18 protein-coding genes are annotated in these 17,174 nt (G+C 66.7%); 11 read left to right on the forward strand and 7 right to left on the reverse strand.

Features of this window, described 5'->3' with window-relative positions; genetic code table 11:
- Window positions 1–38: 38 nt before the first annotated feature.
- The 5 genes from smc to QZ853_RS00590 all read right to left on the reverse strand — a co-directional run bounded on the left by smc (window position 39) and on the right by QZ853_RS00590 (window position 5,568).
- Complete coding sequence (gene smc, locus QZ853_RS00570; protein WP_295569896.1) at window positions 39–3,542, reverse strand: chromosome segregation protein SMC; 3,504 nt, start codon at window positions 3,540–3,542, stop codon at window positions 39–41.
- A 256-nt stretch (window positions 3,543–3,798) separates the two neighbouring features.
- Window positions 3,799–4,248, reverse strand: a complete 450-nt coding sequence (rplI, locus tag QZ853_RS00575) for a 50S ribosomal protein L9 (protein WP_049408589.1) — start codon at window positions 4,246–4,248, stop codon at window positions 3,799–3,801.
- Between the two features lie 105 nt (window positions 4,249–4,353).
- On the reverse strand, window positions 4,354–4,584 hold the full coding sequence (rpsR, locus tag QZ853_RS00580) for a 30S ribosomal protein S18 (RefSeq protein ID WP_002804494.1): 231 nt from the start codon (window positions 4,582–4,584) through the stop codon (window positions 4,354–4,356).
- Window positions 4,585–4,595: 11 nt separating this feature from the next.
- Window positions 4,596–5,033: a 30S ribosomal protein S6 gene (gene rpsF, locus QZ853_RS00585; protein ID WP_049445625.1), complete on the reverse strand. Its 438-nt coding sequence runs from the start codon at window positions 5,031–5,033 to the stop codon at window positions 4,596–4,598.
- A gap of 196 nt (window positions 5,034–5,229) precedes the next feature.
- Window positions 5,230–5,568, reverse strand: coding sequence for an iron-sulfur cluster assembly accessory protein (locus QZ853_RS00590; protein ID WP_006452998.1), 339 nt, complete (start codon window positions 5,566–5,568; stop codon window positions 5,230–5,232).
- 128 nt (window positions 5,569–5,696) lie between these two features.
- Between QZ853_RS00590 and asnS the strand changes: the two genes are divergently transcribed.
- The 11 genes from asnS (at window position 5,697) to QZ853_RS00645 (ending at window position 15,234) form a co-directional block, all read left to right on the forward strand.
- The gene (gene asnS / locus QZ853_RS00595) at window positions 5,697–7,091 is read left to right on the forward strand and encodes an asparagine--tRNA ligase (RefSeq protein ID WP_295569899.1); all 1,395 of its coding nucleotides are present in this window, start codon (window positions 5,697–5,699) and stop codon (window positions 7,089–7,091) included.
- Between the two features lie 33 nt (window positions 7,092–7,124).
- Window positions 7,125–7,424: a hypothetical protein gene (locus QZ853_RS00600; protein ID WP_295569900.1), complete on the forward strand. Its 300-nt coding sequence runs from the start codon at window positions 7,125–7,127 to the stop codon at window positions 7,422–7,424.
- A 7-nt stretch (window positions 7,425–7,431) separates the two neighbouring features.
- Window positions 7,432–7,746, forward strand: a complete 315-nt coding sequence (locus QZ853_RS00605) for a hypothetical protein (RefSeq protein ID WP_295569902.1) — start codon at window positions 7,432–7,434, stop codon at window positions 7,744–7,746.
- Between the two features lie 7 nt (window positions 7,747–7,753).
- Complete coding sequence (locus tag QZ853_RS00610) at window positions 7,754–8,392, forward strand: FMN-binding negative transcriptional regulator (protein ID WP_295569904.1); 639 nt, start codon at window positions 7,754–7,756, stop codon at window positions 8,390–8,392.
- 74 nt (window positions 8,393–8,466) lie between these two features.
- Window positions 8,467–9,129, forward strand: coding sequence for a carbonate dehydratase (gene can, locus QZ853_RS00615; RefSeq protein ID WP_295569906.1), 663 nt, complete (start codon window positions 8,467–8,469; stop codon window positions 9,127–9,129).
- A gap of 20 nt (window positions 9,130–9,149) precedes the next feature.
- Complete coding sequence (locus QZ853_RS00620) at window positions 9,150–9,671, forward strand: 3-hydroxyanthranilate 3,4-dioxygenase (RefSeq protein ID WP_295569908.1); 522 nt, start codon at window positions 9,150–9,152, stop codon at window positions 9,669–9,671.
- Window positions 9,672–9,831: 160 nt separating this feature from the next.
- Window positions 9,832–11,106, forward strand: a complete 1,275-nt coding sequence (gene kynU, locus QZ853_RS00625) for a kynureninase (protein ID WP_295569909.1) — start codon at window positions 9,832–9,834, stop codon at window positions 11,104–11,106.
- Between the two features lie 31 nt (window positions 11,107–11,137).
- On the forward strand, window positions 11,138–12,505 hold the full coding sequence (locus QZ853_RS00630) for an NAD(P)/FAD-dependent oxidoreductase (RefSeq protein ID WP_295569910.1): 1,368 nt from the start codon (window positions 11,138–11,140) through the stop codon (window positions 12,503–12,505).
- On the forward strand, window positions 12,505–13,944 hold the full coding sequence (gene sbcB, locus QZ853_RS00635; RefSeq protein WP_295569912.1) for an exodeoxyribonuclease I: 1,440 nt from the start codon (window positions 12,505–12,507) through the stop codon (window positions 13,942–13,944). Before QZ853_RS00630 ends, sbcB begins: the two co-directional genes overlap by 1 nt.
- A complete protein-coding gene (locus tag QZ853_RS00640; RefSeq protein ID WP_295569914.1) occupies window positions 13,941–14,627 on the forward strand; it encodes a DUF2461 domain-containing protein in 687 nt (228 codons plus the stop codon). The genes sbcB and QZ853_RS00640 overlap by 4 nt, the downstream gene beginning before the upstream one ends.
- 55 nt (window positions 14,628–14,682) lie before the next feature.
- Window positions 14,683–15,234 (forward strand): DUF2939 domain-containing protein, encoded by a 552-nt coding sequence (locus tag QZ853_RS00645; RefSeq protein ID WP_295569916.1) that lies wholly within the window; start codon window positions 14,683–14,685, stop codon window positions 15,232–15,234.
- 76 nt (window positions 15,235–15,310) lie between these two features.
- Here QZ853_RS00645 and QZ853_RS00650 read toward each other — a convergent pair whose 3' ends face one another.
- Window positions 15,311–16,255: a 5'-nucleotidase gene (locus QZ853_RS00650; protein WP_019660382.1), complete on the reverse strand. Its 945-nt coding sequence runs from the start codon at window positions 16,253–16,255 to the stop codon at window positions 15,311–15,313.
- Between the two features lie 47 nt (window positions 16,256–16,302).
- Window positions 16,303–17,076: an NAD kinase gene (locus tag QZ853_RS00655; protein WP_295569919.1), complete on the reverse strand. Its 774-nt coding sequence runs from the start codon at window positions 17,074–17,076 to the stop codon at window positions 16,303–16,305.
- Window positions 17,077–17,174 lie beyond the last annotated feature (98 nt).

Below are 17,174 nucleotides of genomic sequence, written 5' to 3' on the forward strand. Positions count from 1 at the left end.
TTCTCCGGCTAGTTCGTTCAGGTAACTAGGATGGCACGTCAGGCCGCGCCCGCCAATCGCGCCGCTTCTTCCAGGTCCACGCTGACCAGCCGGCTGACGCCCGGCTCGCGCATGGTCACGCCCGAAAGCTGGTGCGCGGCCTCCATCGTCGCCTTGTTGTGGCTGACGAACAGGAACTGCACCTTCTCGCTCATTTCCTTGACCATGCTGGCCAGGCGGCCGACGTTGGCTTCGTCCAGCGGCGCATCTACTTCGTCCAGCAGGCAGAACGGCGCGGGGTTGAGCTGGAAGATGGCGAACACCAGTGCCACTGCGGTCATCGCCTTTTCGCCACCGGACAGCAGCGAAATGCTGGAAACGCGCTTGCCCGGCGGGCGCGCCATGATGGTCACGCCAGTGTCGAGAAGGTCTTCGCCGGTCAGTTCCAGATAGGCATGGCCACCACCGAACAGGCGCGGGTACAGCGCCTGCACGCCGGCATTGACGCGGTCGAAGGTGTCCTTGAAACGGCCACGGGTTTCGCGGTCGATCTTGCGGATGGCGTCTTCCAGGGTCTCCAGCGCCGTGGTCAGGTCCACATGCTGGGCATCCAGGTACTCCGAGCGCTGCGAGGCCTCGCCATACTCGTGGATGGCAGCCAGGTTGACCGGCTCCAGGCGACGCATGCGGCCATCGATCTGATGCACGGCCTGCTCCCAGTCGCCCAGGCGGGCCTCCTCGGGCAGTGCGTTGAGCACGTCCTGCATGACGAAACCGGCTTTCTCAACGGCACCCTGCAAGGTCTCGGCGCTGAGCACCAGAGCCTGCTGGTCCAGCTTTCGCTGGGAAATGCGTTCGCGCTGCGCCAACGCCTGCTCGTCGCGCTGGTGGCGGGTCTGTTCGTAGTTGCGCAGCTCGGCGTCGATGCCATCCAGCAGCGTGCGCGCCTCGGTCAGCGCGCGATCGGCTCGCACGCGCTCTTCCAGTGCGTTCTGATGTTCGGCCTGCAGCGATTCGACCGGCGAATCGCCTTCATCCAGCTGCAAGTGCAATTCCCCCAGGCGCGAATCGAGCTGGCCGCGCTGGGTGCTCATGCGCTCCAGCGCCTGGCCCAGTGACGACAGCTGTGCGCGCTGCGATTCCAGCGTCAGCGCCAGCGAATGCGAGCGCTCGCGCACCGCGCGTGCAGCGTCGCGGGCCAGGTCGCGGGCCTCGGTCAGCTGGCGGCGCTCACCCTCCAGCCGCTGCCGGGTCGACTCCAGGTCGCCCATGCTGCTGACCGCGCTCTCCAGCCGCGAACGCGCCTCACGCGCCTGTTCGCTGTTGGCGTCCAGCGCTTCCAGCAACTGCTTCAGTTCACCCTCGATGCGATCGATGCGGGTGCGCGCGGCCTCGACCTTCCCCTGCTGGCTCTGCAGCTGGCCGGCCAGTTCGGACACTGCACGATGCGCCTGGTACAACGTGCGCTGCGCGTCTTCGCGCTGCTGTTCGGCCGCCTGCAACTGCTCGCGGAAGCCGGACAGCTGCTCTTCCAGTGCAGCCTCGCGGTCCTGCAACTGCTCGATCTGTTCGCGCAGTTCATTGATTTCACGTTCGCGCAGCAGTGCGCCCTGCTGGGCGGCACCGGAGCGCGACACGCGCAGCCAGCCCTGCCCCAGCCGCTCGCCGCCCTGGGTGATGATCGAATCCCCCTCGGGCAGGCCGGCCTGCAGGGCCTTGGCCTCGGCCAGGTTCTGGGCACCATGCAGATGCGCCAGCAGGCGACGGATCGCCGCCGGGCCACGCACGCGTGCGGCCAGCGAGGTAGGCGCGACCTTGAGGTCGGCACTGTCATTGGCGACCAGCGCGATGTGACCTTCGCCGAGGTCACCCAGTGCATCGACCAGGCTGCCCGGGTCATCGACCAGCACGCCTTCGATCAGCTCGCCGAGCGCGCTTTCCACCGCGTTTTCCCAGCCGGCATCGACATCCAGGCGCTCGCCGACGCGTGCCGCCGAATCCAGCCCACGCGCCTTCAGCCAGGCGACGGCTGCGCCCTGCTCCTGGCCGAATGCGGCCTGCTGCAGGGTTTCCAGCGAGGCCAGGCGGCCACGCAGGCCGTTGGCCTGCTTGCGCAGTTCGGCCAGTTCATTCTGGCCGTTGCGCTGCTGTTCCTGCACGGCCGCCACGCCCTGTTTGCGCAGCTCGACCTCTTCGCTCAATTCATCCAGCGCGGCCTTCTGCGTGTCGTGCTGCAGGTGCAGCTGTTCGAAGGCCTCCTCCAGCGCGTCCACGTCCAGCCCCGCGCGCTCGGCGACCAACGCTTCGCGACGACGGTCGGCGTCGAGGATCTGCTTGTCCAGGTAGTCCACGCGCGTGCGCTCGACATCGCCGGCGCGCGAGGCTTCCGAACTCTGTGAGGTGTGCTGCTCCCAGCGCTGCTGCCAACTGGCCAGCCGGTCTTCGGCCTCACGCAGGCTTTCCTGCTTGATCTCATTCTCTTCCTGCAGCGCTTCCAGCTGCGGGGTGGCGGCCTCCACGGCCTCGCGCAGCACCCTCAGCTTGGCCTCGTCGCCGCTGATATGCAGGCCCAGTTCGGCCAGGGCCTGCTGGGTTTCATCGCGCGCCTTGTGCAGGCGCTGCGACAGCTCCCGCTGGTGCTGGATCTGCTGCTCAAGGCGGGCCAGCGTACTGCCGACCTGGTAGACCGCGGCCTGCGCGGTGTTGAGCGCATCGGCGGCCTCTTCGCGACGCACACGCGAGGTTTCGATGCGGGCCTCGGCATCGCGCTGATCGGCGATCAGCTGCTGCAGCTTGGTCTCTTCCTGCGACAGCCCTTCGCGCAGCTTCGACAGACGCCCGTCGAGGCCCCGGAATTCCAGCGCCTTCCATTCGGCATCCTTGACCCGGCGCTCTTCCTGCAGCGCCTGGTACTGCTCGGCCTGCTTGGCCTGACGCTTGAGGTGGTCAAGCTGCTTGCTGATCTCGTCGCGCAGGTCGCCCAGCCGGTCGAGGTTCTCACGGGTATGGCGGATGCGGGTTTCGGTTTCCTTGCGGCGCTCCTTGTACTTGGAGATGCCGGCGGCCTCTTCCAGGTACACGCGCAGGTCTTCCGGGCGCGCCTCGATGATCTGGCTGATCATGCCCTGCTCGATGATCGAGTAGCTGCGCGGGCCCAGGCCGGTGCCGAGGAACAGATCGGTAATGTCGCGGCGGCGGCACTTGGTGCCGTTGAGGTAATAGTTGCTGGTGCCGTCGCGGCTGACCGTCCGCTTGACCGAGATTTCGTTGAACGAGGCGTACTCGCCGGAAATCGTATGGTCCGAGTTGTCGAAGATCAGCTCGACAGTGGCCTGCGAGACCGGCTTGCGGGCGTTGGAACCGGAGAAGATCACGTCGGTCAGCGAGTCACCGCGCAGGCGGCTGGCCGAACTCTCGCCCATGACCCAGCGCACGGCGTCGATGATGTTCGACTTGCCGCAGCCATTGGGCCCCACCACGCCGGTCATGTTGGTCGGCAGGTGCAGGGTGGTCGGATCGACGAACGACTTGAAGCCGGACAGTTTGATCGTGGAAAGACGCATAGAGGTTCCGGACGGGGGCCGGCAAGCGGCCTATTGCCCTCCAAGTCATTGATCCTGTTGGAATCAGCAACCGTGGAACGGGGATGACGCCCTGAGTATACCGATGTGGCCGTGTTCTACGAATGGGCGTGGAACATTGCCCGGCCGTGCCTGTCGGCCGGCCCCGGCCCGGTGCCACCAAACCGGGGCCGCAAAACAAAACGGGCACCCTTGCGGGCGCCCGTTCTGCGGAGATGCCAGGCCTTGCGGCGTGGGATCAGGCTTCGGCCACGACGACGACCTTGACGGTGGTCTCGACGTCGGCGTGCAGGTGGATCAGCACGTCGTATTCGCCGATGTTGCGGAAGGCACCTTCGCCCAGGATGACTTCGCTCTTGCTGACCGGCAGGCCGGCAGCGGTGAAGGCATCGGCGATTTCACGGGCGCCGACCGAGCCGTACAGCTTGCCTTCGGTCGAAGCGTTCGCCGGGATGGTCACGCTCGCACCTTCCAGCTTGGCCTTGCGTGCATCAGCGTCGGCGTGGATGGCCTGGGCCTTGGCTTCGTACTCGGCGCGCTTGGCTTCGAACTCGGCCTTGTTGCTCTCGGTGGCCGGCACGGCCTTGCCCTGCGGCACGAGGAAGTTACGGCCGTAGCCCGGCTTCACGTCGACCAGGTCGCCCAGGTTGCCGAGGTTGGTGACTTTCTGCAGGAGGATCAGCTGCATGGTATTGCTCCAGATAAGTTATTCGTTAGCGAGGCTGCAGCCCCGCAACAAAGGCTGTCCGAATAGCTGGCACAGCGGGGGCGGCACGTGACCGCCCCGCCGGCATCAGACGTCGTGGTTGTCGGTGTACGGAATCAGGGCCAGGAAGCGAGCGCGCTTGACGGCGGTCGCCAGCTGACGCTGGTACTTCGACTTGGTACCGGTGACGCGGCTCGGCACGATCTTGCCGTTCTCGGTCAGGTACTGGCGCAGGGTGTTGAGATCCTTGTAGTCGATCTCCTTCACACCTTCAGCCGTGAACTTGCAGAACTTGCGGCGACGGAAGAACTTGGACATGGGAAGGCTCCTTAGGCGGCAGAAGCGGCGTCGTCGCCGGCTTCGTTGTCAGCGGTGGTGGTGGACTCGCCTTCTTCGTCGTCACGACGACGGCGCTCACCGCGCTCCGGCTTGTCACCCTTCTCGTCCTTGCTCTTCATGATCAGCGACTGCTCGGTGTCAGCCTCATCACGCTTGATGACCAGGTTGCGCAGCACGGCGTCGTTGAAGCGGAAGCTCTCGGTCAGTTCGTTCAGAACGGCCTGGTCGGCTTCGATGTTCAGCAGCACGTAGTGCGCCTTCACCAGGTTCTGGATCGGGTACGCCAGCTGGCGGCGGCCCCAGTCTTCCAGACGGTGGATGGTGCCGTTGCCGTTCTCGACCAGCGACTTGTAGCGCTCGATCATGGCCGGGACCTGCTCGCTCTGGTCCGGGTGGACCATGAACACGATTTCGTAATGACGACTCATGTTTTTCTACCTTTCGGATGTGGCCTCGCGGCCGGACAGCCCCCCGCCGTTGATACCGCGGTGGGGCAAGGATTCCCGCCAGGAAGGCAGGAAGCCGCGCATTATGGCGCAGTTGGGAATGCCGGGCAACCGGCCAGGCCGGAGGAAGCTGAACCCGGTAGCGCCGGGCCACGCCCGGCGGATGCTGAACGAGGCGTCAGGCCTTGTCGGCGTCGGTGGTGAAGCTCTCGCCGCAGCCGCACTCGGCGGTGGCATTGGGGTTGCTGAACGTGAAGGTCTCGCTCAGGCCGTGCTTGCCGAAGTCGATCACGGTGCCGTCCACCAGCGCCAGGCTCTTGGCGTCGACGTAGATCTTCACGCCATCCTGGTCGAACACGGTATCGCCCTCGCGCTCGTCACGGGCCAGGTCGGTCACGTGGCCCCAGCCGGAACAGCCGGTCTTGGTCACGCCGAAGCGCAGGCCGAGAGCACCCGGGGTCTGGGCGACAAAGCGCTGCACGCGTTCGAAGGCAATGGGGGTCAGGCTGACAGCCATGGGGCTACTCCAAGGGTACGGGGACATTATAAGGAGCCGTTGCCATGAAAAATGCCTCGCAAGCAGAACGCTGCAACCGGTAAACTCCCGTGTTCACAGATCGAGTCGATCAGCAGAGGATTCAAGTCATGACGGTGGTCAGCGTTGAACATGCGCTTGCCGGGAAGATCCCGGAAGGCGGCGAAGTCACGGTACGCGGATGGGTGCGCACGGTGCGCGGTTCAGCGAATCTGGCTTTCGTTAATGTGAGCGACGGCTCCTGCTTCGCCCCGATCCAGGTCGTGGCCAACGACGCCCTGGCCAACTTCGACGAGATCAAGCGCCTGACCAGTGGTTGCTCGGTCATCGCCACCGGCACCCTGGTGAAGTCGCAGGGCAAGGGCCAGTCGTTCGAGATCCAGGCCAGCGTGCTGGAAGTAGTGGGCTGGGTCGAGGACCCGCTCACCTACCCGATCCAGCCCAAGCCGATGTCGCCGGAGTTCCTGCGTGAAGTGGCGCACCTGCGCCCGCGCACCAACCTGTTCGGCGCGGTCACCCGCATCCGCAACTGCCTGGCCCAGGCCGTGCACCGCTTCTTCCACGAGAACGGCTTCAACTGGATCAGCACCCCGATCATCACCACCTCCGACGCCGAGGGCGCCGGCCAGATGTTCCGCGTGTCCACCCTGGACATGGTGAACCTGCCGCGTGACGAGAAGGGCGCGATCGATTTCAGCCGCGACTTCTTCGGCAAGGAAACCTTCCTGACCGTATCCGGCCAGCTGAACGTCGAGGCTTACTGCCTGGCGCTGAGCAAGGTCTATACCTTCGGCCCGACCTTCCGCGCCGAGAACAGCCACACCACCCGCCACCTGGCGGAATTCTGGATGATCGAGCCGGAAATCGCCTTCGCCGACCTGGCCGAAGACGCACGCCTGGCCGAAGAGTTTCTGAAGTACCTGTTCCGCGCGGTGCTGAACGAGCGTGGCGACGACCTGGCCTTCATCGCCGAGCGCGTGGACAAGAACGCGATCACCAAGCTGGAAGACTTCATCAACGCGCCGTTCGAGCGCATCGACTACACCGATGCGGTCAGCCTGCTGCAGAAGTCCGGCAAGAAGTTCGACTTCCCGGTCGAATGGGGCCTGGACCTGCAGACCGAGCACGAGCGCTGGCTGACTGAGGAACACATCGGCCGCCCGGTGGTGGTGACCAACTACCCCGAGCACATCAAGGCCTTCTACATGCGCCTGAACGACGACGGCAAGACCGTGGCCGCGATGGATGTGCTGGCCCCGGGCATCGGCGAGATCATCGGCGGCAGCCAGCGCGAAGAGCGCCTGGACGTGCTGGACGCGCGCATGGCGCAGTTCGGCCTGGACCGCGAGCACTATAGCTGGTACCGCGATTTCCGCCGTTATGGTTCGGTACCGCACGCTGGCTTCGGCCTCGGCTTCGAGCGCCTGGTGGTCTACGTCTGCGGCCTGTCCAACATCCGCGATGCGATTCCCTACCCGCGTGCCCCGGGCAGCGCGGACTTCTAAGCCACAGCACACGACCACGGAGGTACTGCCCCCATGACCCTGTTCTTCGCCCTCTGTTTCGTCGGCGTCGCAGTGGCCGGGTTCAGTGCCTTCGTGATCTTCTGGCCGCTGACCCTGGTGCACGTGCGCGACCGTCATCCGGCGCTCGCCGCGCGCTTTGGCAGCGGCGCCTTCCTCAAGCCCGACGCCCTGGGCTGGCTGTTGCGCCGCGACTATCGGCAGCAGCCGGACCGCTCGCTGTCCGGGCTGGCGACACCGGCCTGGGTATCGCTGCTGACCCTGCTGGCCGGACTGGGCATGGCCGCCCTGCTCTGGCTGGCCTCGTTCTGGTAATACGCTCATGAATGACATCTCCGACTCGCGCGACAGCTGGTGGCTGGCCAGCCTCGGCAACACCCTGATCTGGGCACGCCTGCGCGTTCGTCCGGCCGGCACCGCCGAGGTGCTCGACAGCGACGGCAACACCCTCAGCTACGACAGCGAGGACACTGCGCGTTCGCAGTTGTTCGATGCCGAATTCGTCGAGTACGACGGGCTGGACGAGGAAGACGCGCTGGTGCGCGGCTTCAGCCTGCACGAAGTGCGGCCGCCGCAGGCCGACAGTGACGAGGGCCTGCGTGGCCGCATGATGCAGTCGCTGGGCGGGCGCGCCTGAGCCCAGCATGTTCACCCCGCGCGCCTTCGCCGAGACCGACCTGCTCTGGCTGGACCGCCTGCTGGCGCGCGATCCGTTCGTCACCGTGCTTACGACCGGCAACGACGGCCTGCCGGAACTGACCCGCATGCCGGTGCTGTACCAGCGTGACGGACAGCAGATCGAGTTGCGCGGCCACTGGGCCCGCGCCAACCCGCAGTCGCTCCACGACGGTGCGGCCAAGGTGCTGGTCGACGGCCCGCACGGCTATGTCTCGGCCAGCTGGTACCCGGACAAGGAATCTGCCGCGCGGGTACCGACCTGGAACTACGCCGCCGCCGAACTGCGCGGCCAGCTGCAGACCTTCGACGACGCCGAGGCGCTGGCCGGACTGGTCGGCGAGGTCAGCGACCGTTTTGAAGCCAGCGTCGGCCAGGCCTGGCAGTTCGACGCCACGCGCCCCGAACATGGCCCGGAGCTGCGCGCCATCGTCGGCTTCCGTTTCCAGGTCGAACACGTGCAGCTGAAGATCAAGCTGAGCCAGAACCATCCCGAGGCCAACCAGCGCGCAGTGATCGCCGAACTGGAACAGCTGGGCACCCCCTCTTCCACCGAGCTGGCGCAGTGGATGCGCTGGCACCGTGAACAGGCCGCTACCGGCGGCTGATCACCTCAGATTCCCGCAAGGGCGCGACCGGATCGGCCGCGCCCTGCCCCCACCCGACGCCAGGGATACCGCACATGAAAGACATTCACCGCTTGCTGCAGAACAACCGCGACTGGGCCGATCGCATCGCCAAGGAAGACCCTGAGTTCTTCCAGCAGCTGTCCAAGCAGCAGCACCCAGAGTACCTGTGGATCGGCTGCTCCGACTCGCGCGTGCCGGCCAACCAGATCATCGGCATGGCCCCGGGCGAAGTCTTCGTGCATCGCAACGTCGCCAACGTGGTGGCACACAGCGATTTGAACTGCCTGAGCGTGGTGCAGTACGCGGTGGACCAGCTGAAGGTGAAGCACATCCTGATCGTTGGCCACTACGGCTGTGGCGGCGTGCATGCCTGCCTGCACAACACCCGTGTCGGCCTGGCCGACAACTGGCTGCGTCATGTGGGTGATGTGGTGCAGAAGCACCAGGGCATCCTCGATGCGATCGAGGATGACGAGCTGAAGCACGCGCGCCTGTGCGAACTGAACGTGATCGAGCAGGTCGCCAACCTGTGCCGTTCGACCATCGTCGAGGACGCCTGGGCGCGTGGCCAGAAGCTGATGGTGCACGGCTGGGTCTACAGCCTGAAGAACGGCCGCGTCAGCGAAATGGGCATCGATGTCGGTGCACCGGAAGAGTTGAAGCCGGCCTATGAAAAGGCGCTGTCCTATGTTCCGCGCCAGGGCCGGCGCGACTGACCTCCCTACGGACCACGACCATGCTCGCCTCGCCGATCAACCTGCATGCCTGGATCGAAGAACACCGCCACCTGCTGAAGCCGCCGGTGGGCAACAAGATGATCGACAACGGCGACTTCATCGTAATGGTGGTGGGCGGGCCCAACTCGCGCACCGACTACCACTACGACGAAGGGCCGGAGTGGTTCTACCAGCTTGAAGGCGAGATGGTGCTGAAGGTGCAGCAGGACGGCGCGGTGCGTGACATACCGATCCGCGCCGGCGAAATCTTCCTGCTGCCGGGCAAGGTGCCGCACTCGCCGCGGCGCCCGCCCGGCGGGATCGGTCTGGTGGTCGAACGCAAGCGCCTGCCGCACGAAATGGACGGCGTGATCTGGCACTGCGAACGCTGCAACCACAAGCTGCATGAAGAATTCTTCCAGCTGCAGAACATCGAGACCGACCTGCCCAAGGTGTTCGCGCGCTATCACGCCAGCGTCGAGCTGCGCACCTGCAGCGAATGCGGGCACGTGGACCCGTTGCCGGCGCCCACGGTGGGCTGATCACCTGCCCTTGCAGAGCCGAGCCCGTGCCCGGCTGCGGGGCCGCGAAGCCGAGCACGGGCTCGGCTCTAGAGCAGGAGCGTTACGCAGGCGTTCCGGGCGGCGGTCGCACCATCCCAGGCGCTACACTGGCGGTCCCGTTGCAGCCTGTTGCCCGCCCATGTCCGACCTGCTCAGCCGCACCCACGCCATCGCCCTGGACGCCGCCGATCCGCTGCGCCCGCTGCGCAGCGAATTCCTGATTCCGCGCCACGGTGGCGGCGAGCAGACCTACTTCGTCGGCAACTCGCTGGGGCTGCAGCCGCGCGGCGCACAGGCCGCGGTACAGGAAGTGATGAAGCAGTGGAGCGAGTTGGCGGTGGAAGGCCACTTCACCGGCCCCACCCAGTGGCTGTCCTACCACCGCCTGGTGAGTGCGCAGCTGGCCCGTGTGGTCGGCGCACTGCCCAGCGAAGTGGTGGCCATGAACACGCTGAGCGTGAACCTGCACCTGATGATGGTCAGCTTCTACCGGCCCACCGCGCAGCGGCCGGTGATCCTGATGGAAGCCGGTGCCTTCCCTACCGATCGCCACGCGGTGGAAGCGCAGATCCGCTTTCATGGCTTCGACCCGGCCGACTGCCTGGTGGAAGTGCAGCCGGACGAAGCCAACGGCACGATCTCGCTGGAGGCGATCGAACGTGCCATCGCCGAACACGGCTCGCGCCTGGCGCTGGTGCTGTGGCCGGGTGTGCAGTACCGCACCGGCCAGGCCTTCGACCTGGATGCGATCACTCGTGCCGCCCGCCTGCAGGGCGCGCGCATCGGCTTCGACCTGGCGCACTCGGTGGGCAACCTGCCGCTGCGCCTGCATGACGTGGCTCCCGATTTCGCGGTGTGGTGCCACTACAAGTACCTCAACAGCGGCCCTGGCGCGGTCGCTGGCGCCTTCGTGCACGAGCGCCACCACCGCGACACCACGCTGCCGCGCTTTGCCGGGTGGTGGGGCCACGAGGAAGCCACCCGCTTCCAGATGGCACCGCAGTTCACCCCGGCCGTCGGCGCCGAAGGCTGGCAGCTGAGCAATCCTCCGATTCTCGGCTTGGCGCCGCTGCGCGCCTCGCTGGACCTGTTCGAGCGTGCCGGAATGGACGCGCTGCGCAGCAAGTCACTGGCACTGACCGGCATGCTCGAAGCGCTGGTACGTGCACGCCTTTCAATCGTGCTGGACATCATCACGCCCGCAGATCCGCAGCGCCGTGGCTGCCAGCTGTCGCTGCGCGTTATCGGGGGACGCGAGCGCGGACGCGCACTGTTCGAGCACCTGCGCAGCATCGGCGTGCTCGGCGACTGGCGCGAACCCGATGTGATCCGCATCTCGCCCACCCCGCTCTACAACCGCTACCTGGACGTGCACCACTTCGTCGAGGAAGTGGAAGCCTGGGCCGGCCTCTGAGCCGCCCCCTCCCCTACTGCTGGACAGTTCGTTGATCGCACACGCTTCCCGCTCGTTGAGCATTATCGGTGCCGGCCTTGCCGGGTCCCTGCTGGCCATCCTCCTATCAAGGCAGGGCTGGCGCATCACCCTGTACGAACGCCGTGGCGATCCGCGCATTGCCGACTACGAGAGCGGTCGTTCGATCAACCTGGCACTGGCCGAACGCGGGCGCAACGCACTGCGCCAGGCGGGTGTGGAAGACGAAGTGATGGCGCGCGCGGTGATGATGCGCGGCCGCATGGTGCACCCGCGCGAAGGCGAACCGCAGCTGCAACGCTACGGCCGCGACGACAGCGAAGTGATCTGGTCGATCCATCGCAGCGACCTGAACACCACGCTGCTGGAACTTGCCGAACAGGCCGGTGCCACCGTGCACTTCCACCGCCGTCTGCACACCGTGGATTTCGATGCCGGCTACGCACGCTTCATCGACGACCGCGATGACAGCCCGCATGACATCCACTTCGACACCCTGATCGGTGCGGACGGCGCTGGCTCGGCGCTGCGTGCGGCGATGAACCGGCGCGCGTCGCTGGGCGAGGACATCGCCTTCCTCGACCACTCCTACAAGGAGCTGGAGATCCCGCCGGCCGCCGACGGCAGCTTCCGCATCGAGCGCAATGCGCTGCACATCTGGCCGCGCGGCCACTACATGTGCATCGCGCTGCCCAACCACGAAGGCACCTTCACCGTCACCCTGTTCCTGCCCAACCAGGGCGAGCCCAGCTTTGCCACGGTCAACACCGGCGCACAGGCCGAAGCGCTGTTTGCACGCGAGTTCGCCGACACCCTGCCGCTGATCCCGGACCTGCGCGCGGACTGGGAACAACATCCCCCCGGCCTGCTTGGCACGCTGACGCTCGATCGCTGGCACCAGCAGGGCCGCGCCGTGCTGATCGGCGATGCCGCGCATGCGATGGTGCCGTTCCACGGCCAGGGCATGAACTGCGCGTTCGAGGATTGCGTGGCTTTGGCCCGCCATCTGATGGAAGCGGACGACCTGGAAAGCGCTTTCGCCGCATTCGAGGCCGAGCGCAAGCCGAACGCACGCGCCATCCAGCAGATGGCGCTGGAGAACTACCTGGAAATGCGTGACCGCGTGGCCGACCCCGCCTTCCTGCTGCAGCGCGAGCTGGAACAGGAACTGCAGCGGCGCTGGCCGACCCGCTTCGTGCCGCATTACACGATGGTCACCTTCCTGCATACGCCGTATGCCGAAGCGCTGCACCGTACCGAGCTGCAGCGCGACATGCTGGTGGCGGCAACCGCCGGCCACACCACGCTGGACAACATCGACTGGGCCGCATTGGAAGCACGAATCCATGCACAGCTGCCGGTCCTGGAGGGTGCGCACTGATGGCTGACAGCTTCCTGTTCTACGACCTGGAAACCTTCGGCCAGGACCCGCGGCGCACGCGCATCTCGCAGTACGCCGCAATCCGTACCGACGCCGACCTCAACGAGATCGACACACCGGTCAGCTTTTTCGTGCGCCCGGCCGATGACCTGCTGCCTTCGCCGATGGCCACACTGGTCACCGGCATCACCCCGCAACAGGCGCTGGCCGAAGGCATCAGCGAGGCCGAGGCCTTCGACCGCATCAACGAACAGCTGTCGCGCCCCGGCACCTGCGCACTGGGCTACAACACGCTGCGCTTCGACGACGAGTTCGTCCGCTACGGCCTGTTCCGCAACTTTCACGATCCCTACGAACGCGAATGGCGCAACGGCAATTCGCGCTGGGACCTGCTGGACATGCTGCGGCTGATGCGCGCGATGCGCCCCGATGGCATCCAGTGGCCGCTGCGCGAGGACGGTGCCACCTCGTTCAAGCTCGAGCACCTGGCCGAGGCCAACCACGTGCGCGAAGGCGATGCGCACGAAGCGCTATCCGACGTGCGCGCCACCATCGGCATGGCGCGCCTGTTCAAGCAGTCGCAGCCGCGCCTGTGGGACTACGCACTGAAACTGCGCGACAAGCGCTTCGTCGGCAGCCTGCTGGACGTGGCCGCGCTGAAGCCGGTGCTGCACATCTCCATGCGCTACCCGGCCAGCCGCCTGTGCGCGGCGCCGGTGCTGCCGCTGGCGGTGCACCCGACCATCAACAACCGGGTGATCGTGTTCGATCTCGACGGTGACATCGACGACCTGATGGAACTGCCGGCGGAGGTGATCGCACAGCGCCTGTACATGCGGGCCAGCGAGCTGCCCGAAGGCGTGGCACGGGTCCCGTTGAAGGAGGTTCACCTGAACAAGGTGCCGGCACTGATCGCCTGGAACCACCTTCGCGCCGACGACCACCAGCGCCTTGGCCTGGACGTGGCGGCGATCGAAGCCAAGGTCGAACGCCTGCGCCCCTTCGCCGCACAGCTGGCCGAGAAGGCGCGCCAGGTCTACAACCAGCCACGCGCGGTCACCGTGGCCGATGTCGACGCCTCGCTGTACGACGGCTTCCTCGGCAACGGCGACAAGCCACTGCTGGCGCTGGCCCGTACCACCGCGCCAGACCAGCTGGCCGCGCTGGAAGGCCGCTTCCGTGACCCGCGCCTGCCCGAGCTGCTGTTCCGCTACCGTGCGCGCAACCATCCCGACAGCCTCGCGTCGGCTGAACGCCAGCGCTGGCAGGATTACCGCCGCCAGCGCCTGCTCGGAGACGGCGGCCTGGGCGAAGTCAACCTGCCCCAGTACCAGCAGCAGCTGGATGCACTGGCCGCCGAAGCGCCCGATGACACCCGGCGCCAGGTCCTGCTGCAATCACTGCGCGACTGGGGCCAGCACCTGCAGGAGACGCTGTGAGCACTTATTTCTCGGACGCCAGCTTCAAGTTCCTGCGCAGCCTCGCGCGGCACAACGACAAGGCCTGGTTCAACGATCACCGCCCGCAGTACGAAGACCACGTGCGGCAACCGTTCCTGCGCCTGCTTGGCGACCTGCAGCCGGCGCTGGCCGAGGTCAGCGAGCACTTCCGCGCCGATACCCGCGGCGTCGGTGGCTCGCTGTTCCGCATCCATCGCGACGCGCGTTTTTCCAACGACAAGTCGCCCTACAAAACCTGGCAGGGCGCCCGCCTGTTCCATGAGCGCCGCCGCGAAGTGCCCGCGCCCTCGTTCTACGTGCACCTGCAGCCGGGCGAGAGCTTCGTCGGCGCCGGCCTGTGGCACCCCGAGCCGGAAACCCAGCGCCGCGTGCGCCATTTCATCCTCGACAACCCAGGCAGCTGGAAAGCCGCCGCGCACGCCCCCGCGCTGCGCAAGCGCTTCGACTTCGACGAGAGCGAGAAGCTGGTGCGGCCACCGCGCGGTTTCCCGGCAGATTTTGAGTTCATCGACGACCTCAAGCACCGGAACTGGGTGATGTGGCGTTCGCTGGACGACGCCACCATGACCGGGTCGCGCCTGCTGTCTACGCTGGGCAAGGACCTGGCCGCACTCGGCCCGTTTGTCGACTACCTGTGCGCGGCACTGGACCTGGAGTTCTGACCTGCATCACCCGGCGTTCACCCCCGGGCCGAGCACTTGCGGCAGTCTGGGCGGCATGAAGAAGCGCATTGCACTGCTGGTGCTGGTGGTCCTGGCCTTGGCCGCCTGGTGGTTCGGCGGTCCCTATGTGACCGTGCACGGCCTGTCCAGGGCCATCGAACAGCGCGACACCGCCCAGTTGGAACGTTACGTCGATTTCCCGCGCGTGCGCAGCAGCCTGCGCGCGCAGCTCAATGACTATCTGGTGCGCCAGGCCGGCACGGACGTAGCCGCCAGCCCGCTCGGCGCCCTGCTCTACGGCCTGGGCGACCAGCTCGGCGGGGCGGCGGTGGACACCCTGGTGACCCCGACCGGGATCGGCGCAATGCTGCAGGGCCACGTGCTGTGGAAGCGCGGCCGCAATGAACTGCAGGGCGGCGATGCGTTCGGTCCGACCGAGCCGGCGCGGCCGCTGAAGCATGCCGAGCATCATTTCGAAGCGCTGGACCGCTTCGTGATCGACGTCGACCGCGGTCCCGGCCAGCCGCCGCTGAAGGTGGTGCTTGAACCGCAGGGGCTGCGCTGGAAGGTGGTGGACCTGCAGCTGGGGATGTCGGGCAGCCCGTAGCTCCGCTCTGGTAGACGCCCCCCCCTGGTGGGCGCGGCTGCACCGCGATGCCAACCAACCTTGGCAGCTACCGGGCTCAGCCCTCGTTGGCCACGCCGTGCGGAACGTGTCCGGCGGCCACGTGTTCACGCGCACTGTCGATGTTGTGCTGCGAATCGTCGAAGAAGATGTCCGCGCCAAAGGCCTGCAGGAACGGGCCCTTGTGGCGGCCACCGAGGAACAGCGCCTCGTCCAGGCGCACGCCCCACTCACGCAGGGTGCGGATCACCCGCTCGTGCGCCGGTGCCGAGCGCGCGGTGACCAGCGCGGTGCGGATCGGCGCGCTTTCGCCGGCCGGGAAGACTTCCTGCAGCGTATGCAGGGCCGACAGGAAGCCGCGGAACGGACCGCCACTGAGCGGTTCGCGGGCACGTTCGCGCTCGTGGCGGCCAAACGCTTCCACGCCCTGCTCGCGCGAAATGCGCTCGCTCTCGTCACCGAAGATCACCGCGTCGCCGTCGAAGGCGATGCGCAGCTGGCCGGCCGGGCGCCCAATATCAATCTGGTCGGCCGCCGCTGCCGCGGTCTCGCCGGGCGGCTTGGGCAGGATCGTCGCCGCGGCGATGCCATGCCGCAGCGCGCTGCGCACCGACTCCGGGTTGGCCGAAAGGAACAGGTCGGTACCGAACGGCTTCACATACGGCCAGGTCGGCTCGCCGGCAGTGAACGTGGCGCGGATGATGCCAAGGCCGTAATGCTGGATCGAATTGAAGATGCGCAGGCCGGTGTCGGCGGAATTGCGCGACAGCAGGATCACCTCGACGCGCGGGTTCTCCGGGCTGGCGCCCTGGTTCAGTGCCAGCAGCTTGCGCACCACCGGGAAGGCCACGCCGGGGCCGAGGATGTCGTCCTCGTGCTGGCGCTGGAATTCGGCATACGCCGCCACGCCATCACTCTCGAACAGCGCATGGCTTTCCTCTAGGTCGAACAGCGCGCGCGAGGTCACCGCGACGGTCAGCAAACGGGGGGAGTTGTCGCCCATCGGTGGGGGTCCTTCAAGCGGTCGGCACGGCCGGCCGCCCATTGTCCTCAAAAAACGAACTGTTCGCTCAGGATCCTGTCTTCCAGGTTGTGCTCCGGGTCGAACAGCAGGGTAACGCGGCGGTCCTTCGACTCGCGGATGGTCACTTCCACCACGTCGCGGGTCTCATGCGAATCGGCGGTGACGCTTACCGGGCGCTTGTAGGGGTCGAGCACGCGGAAGCGCACTTCGGTGTCGGCCTTGAGGATGGCACCGCGCCAGCGCCGCGGCCGGTACGGGGCCAGCGGCGTCAGCGCGATGGTATGCGAGCCCAGCGGCAGCACGGGCCCGTGCGCCGAATAGTTGTAGGCGGTGCTGCCGGCCGGGGTGGCCACCAGCACGCCATCGCCGATCAGCTCGGCCACCCGTTCCTGGCCGTTGAGGTCGATGCCGATATGCGCGGCCTGGCGGGTCTGGCGTAGCAGCGAAACATCGTTGTAGGCCAGCGAGCCGGTACTGGTGCCCGACTCGGTCAGCGCCACCATTTCCAGCGGGCGCAGATGGGCCGGCTCGGCGCGGGCGATGCGGGCGTGCACGTCTTCGTCACCGCGGTACTGGTTCATCAGGAAACCGACCGTGCCCAGCTTCATGCCGAACACCGGCTTGCCCAGGTGCCCATGCCGGTGCAGGGTCTGCAGCATGAAGCCGTCGCCGCCCAGTGGGCACAGCACGTCGGCCTGGTCTGGCGCGTGGTCGCCATAGCGGGAAACCATCGCCGCGCGGGCCATCTGCGCCGCTTCGGTGGTGCTGGCCAGGAAAGCGATGCGGGGGGTGTCGCTCATCGGTGGATCCGGGTGGGTATGCCAGCAAGAGCATACCCGGTAGTGCCGGCCGCTGGCCGGCAGCTGCATCTGGTTGCGGTTCATGCGGTTGCCGGCCA

The sequence above is a fragment of the uncultured Stenotrophomonas sp. genome, from assembly GCF_913778665.1.
In the GTDB taxonomy this organism is placed as follows: Bacteria; Pseudomonadota; Gammaproteobacteria; order Xanthomonadales; family Xanthomonadaceae; genus Stenotrophomonas.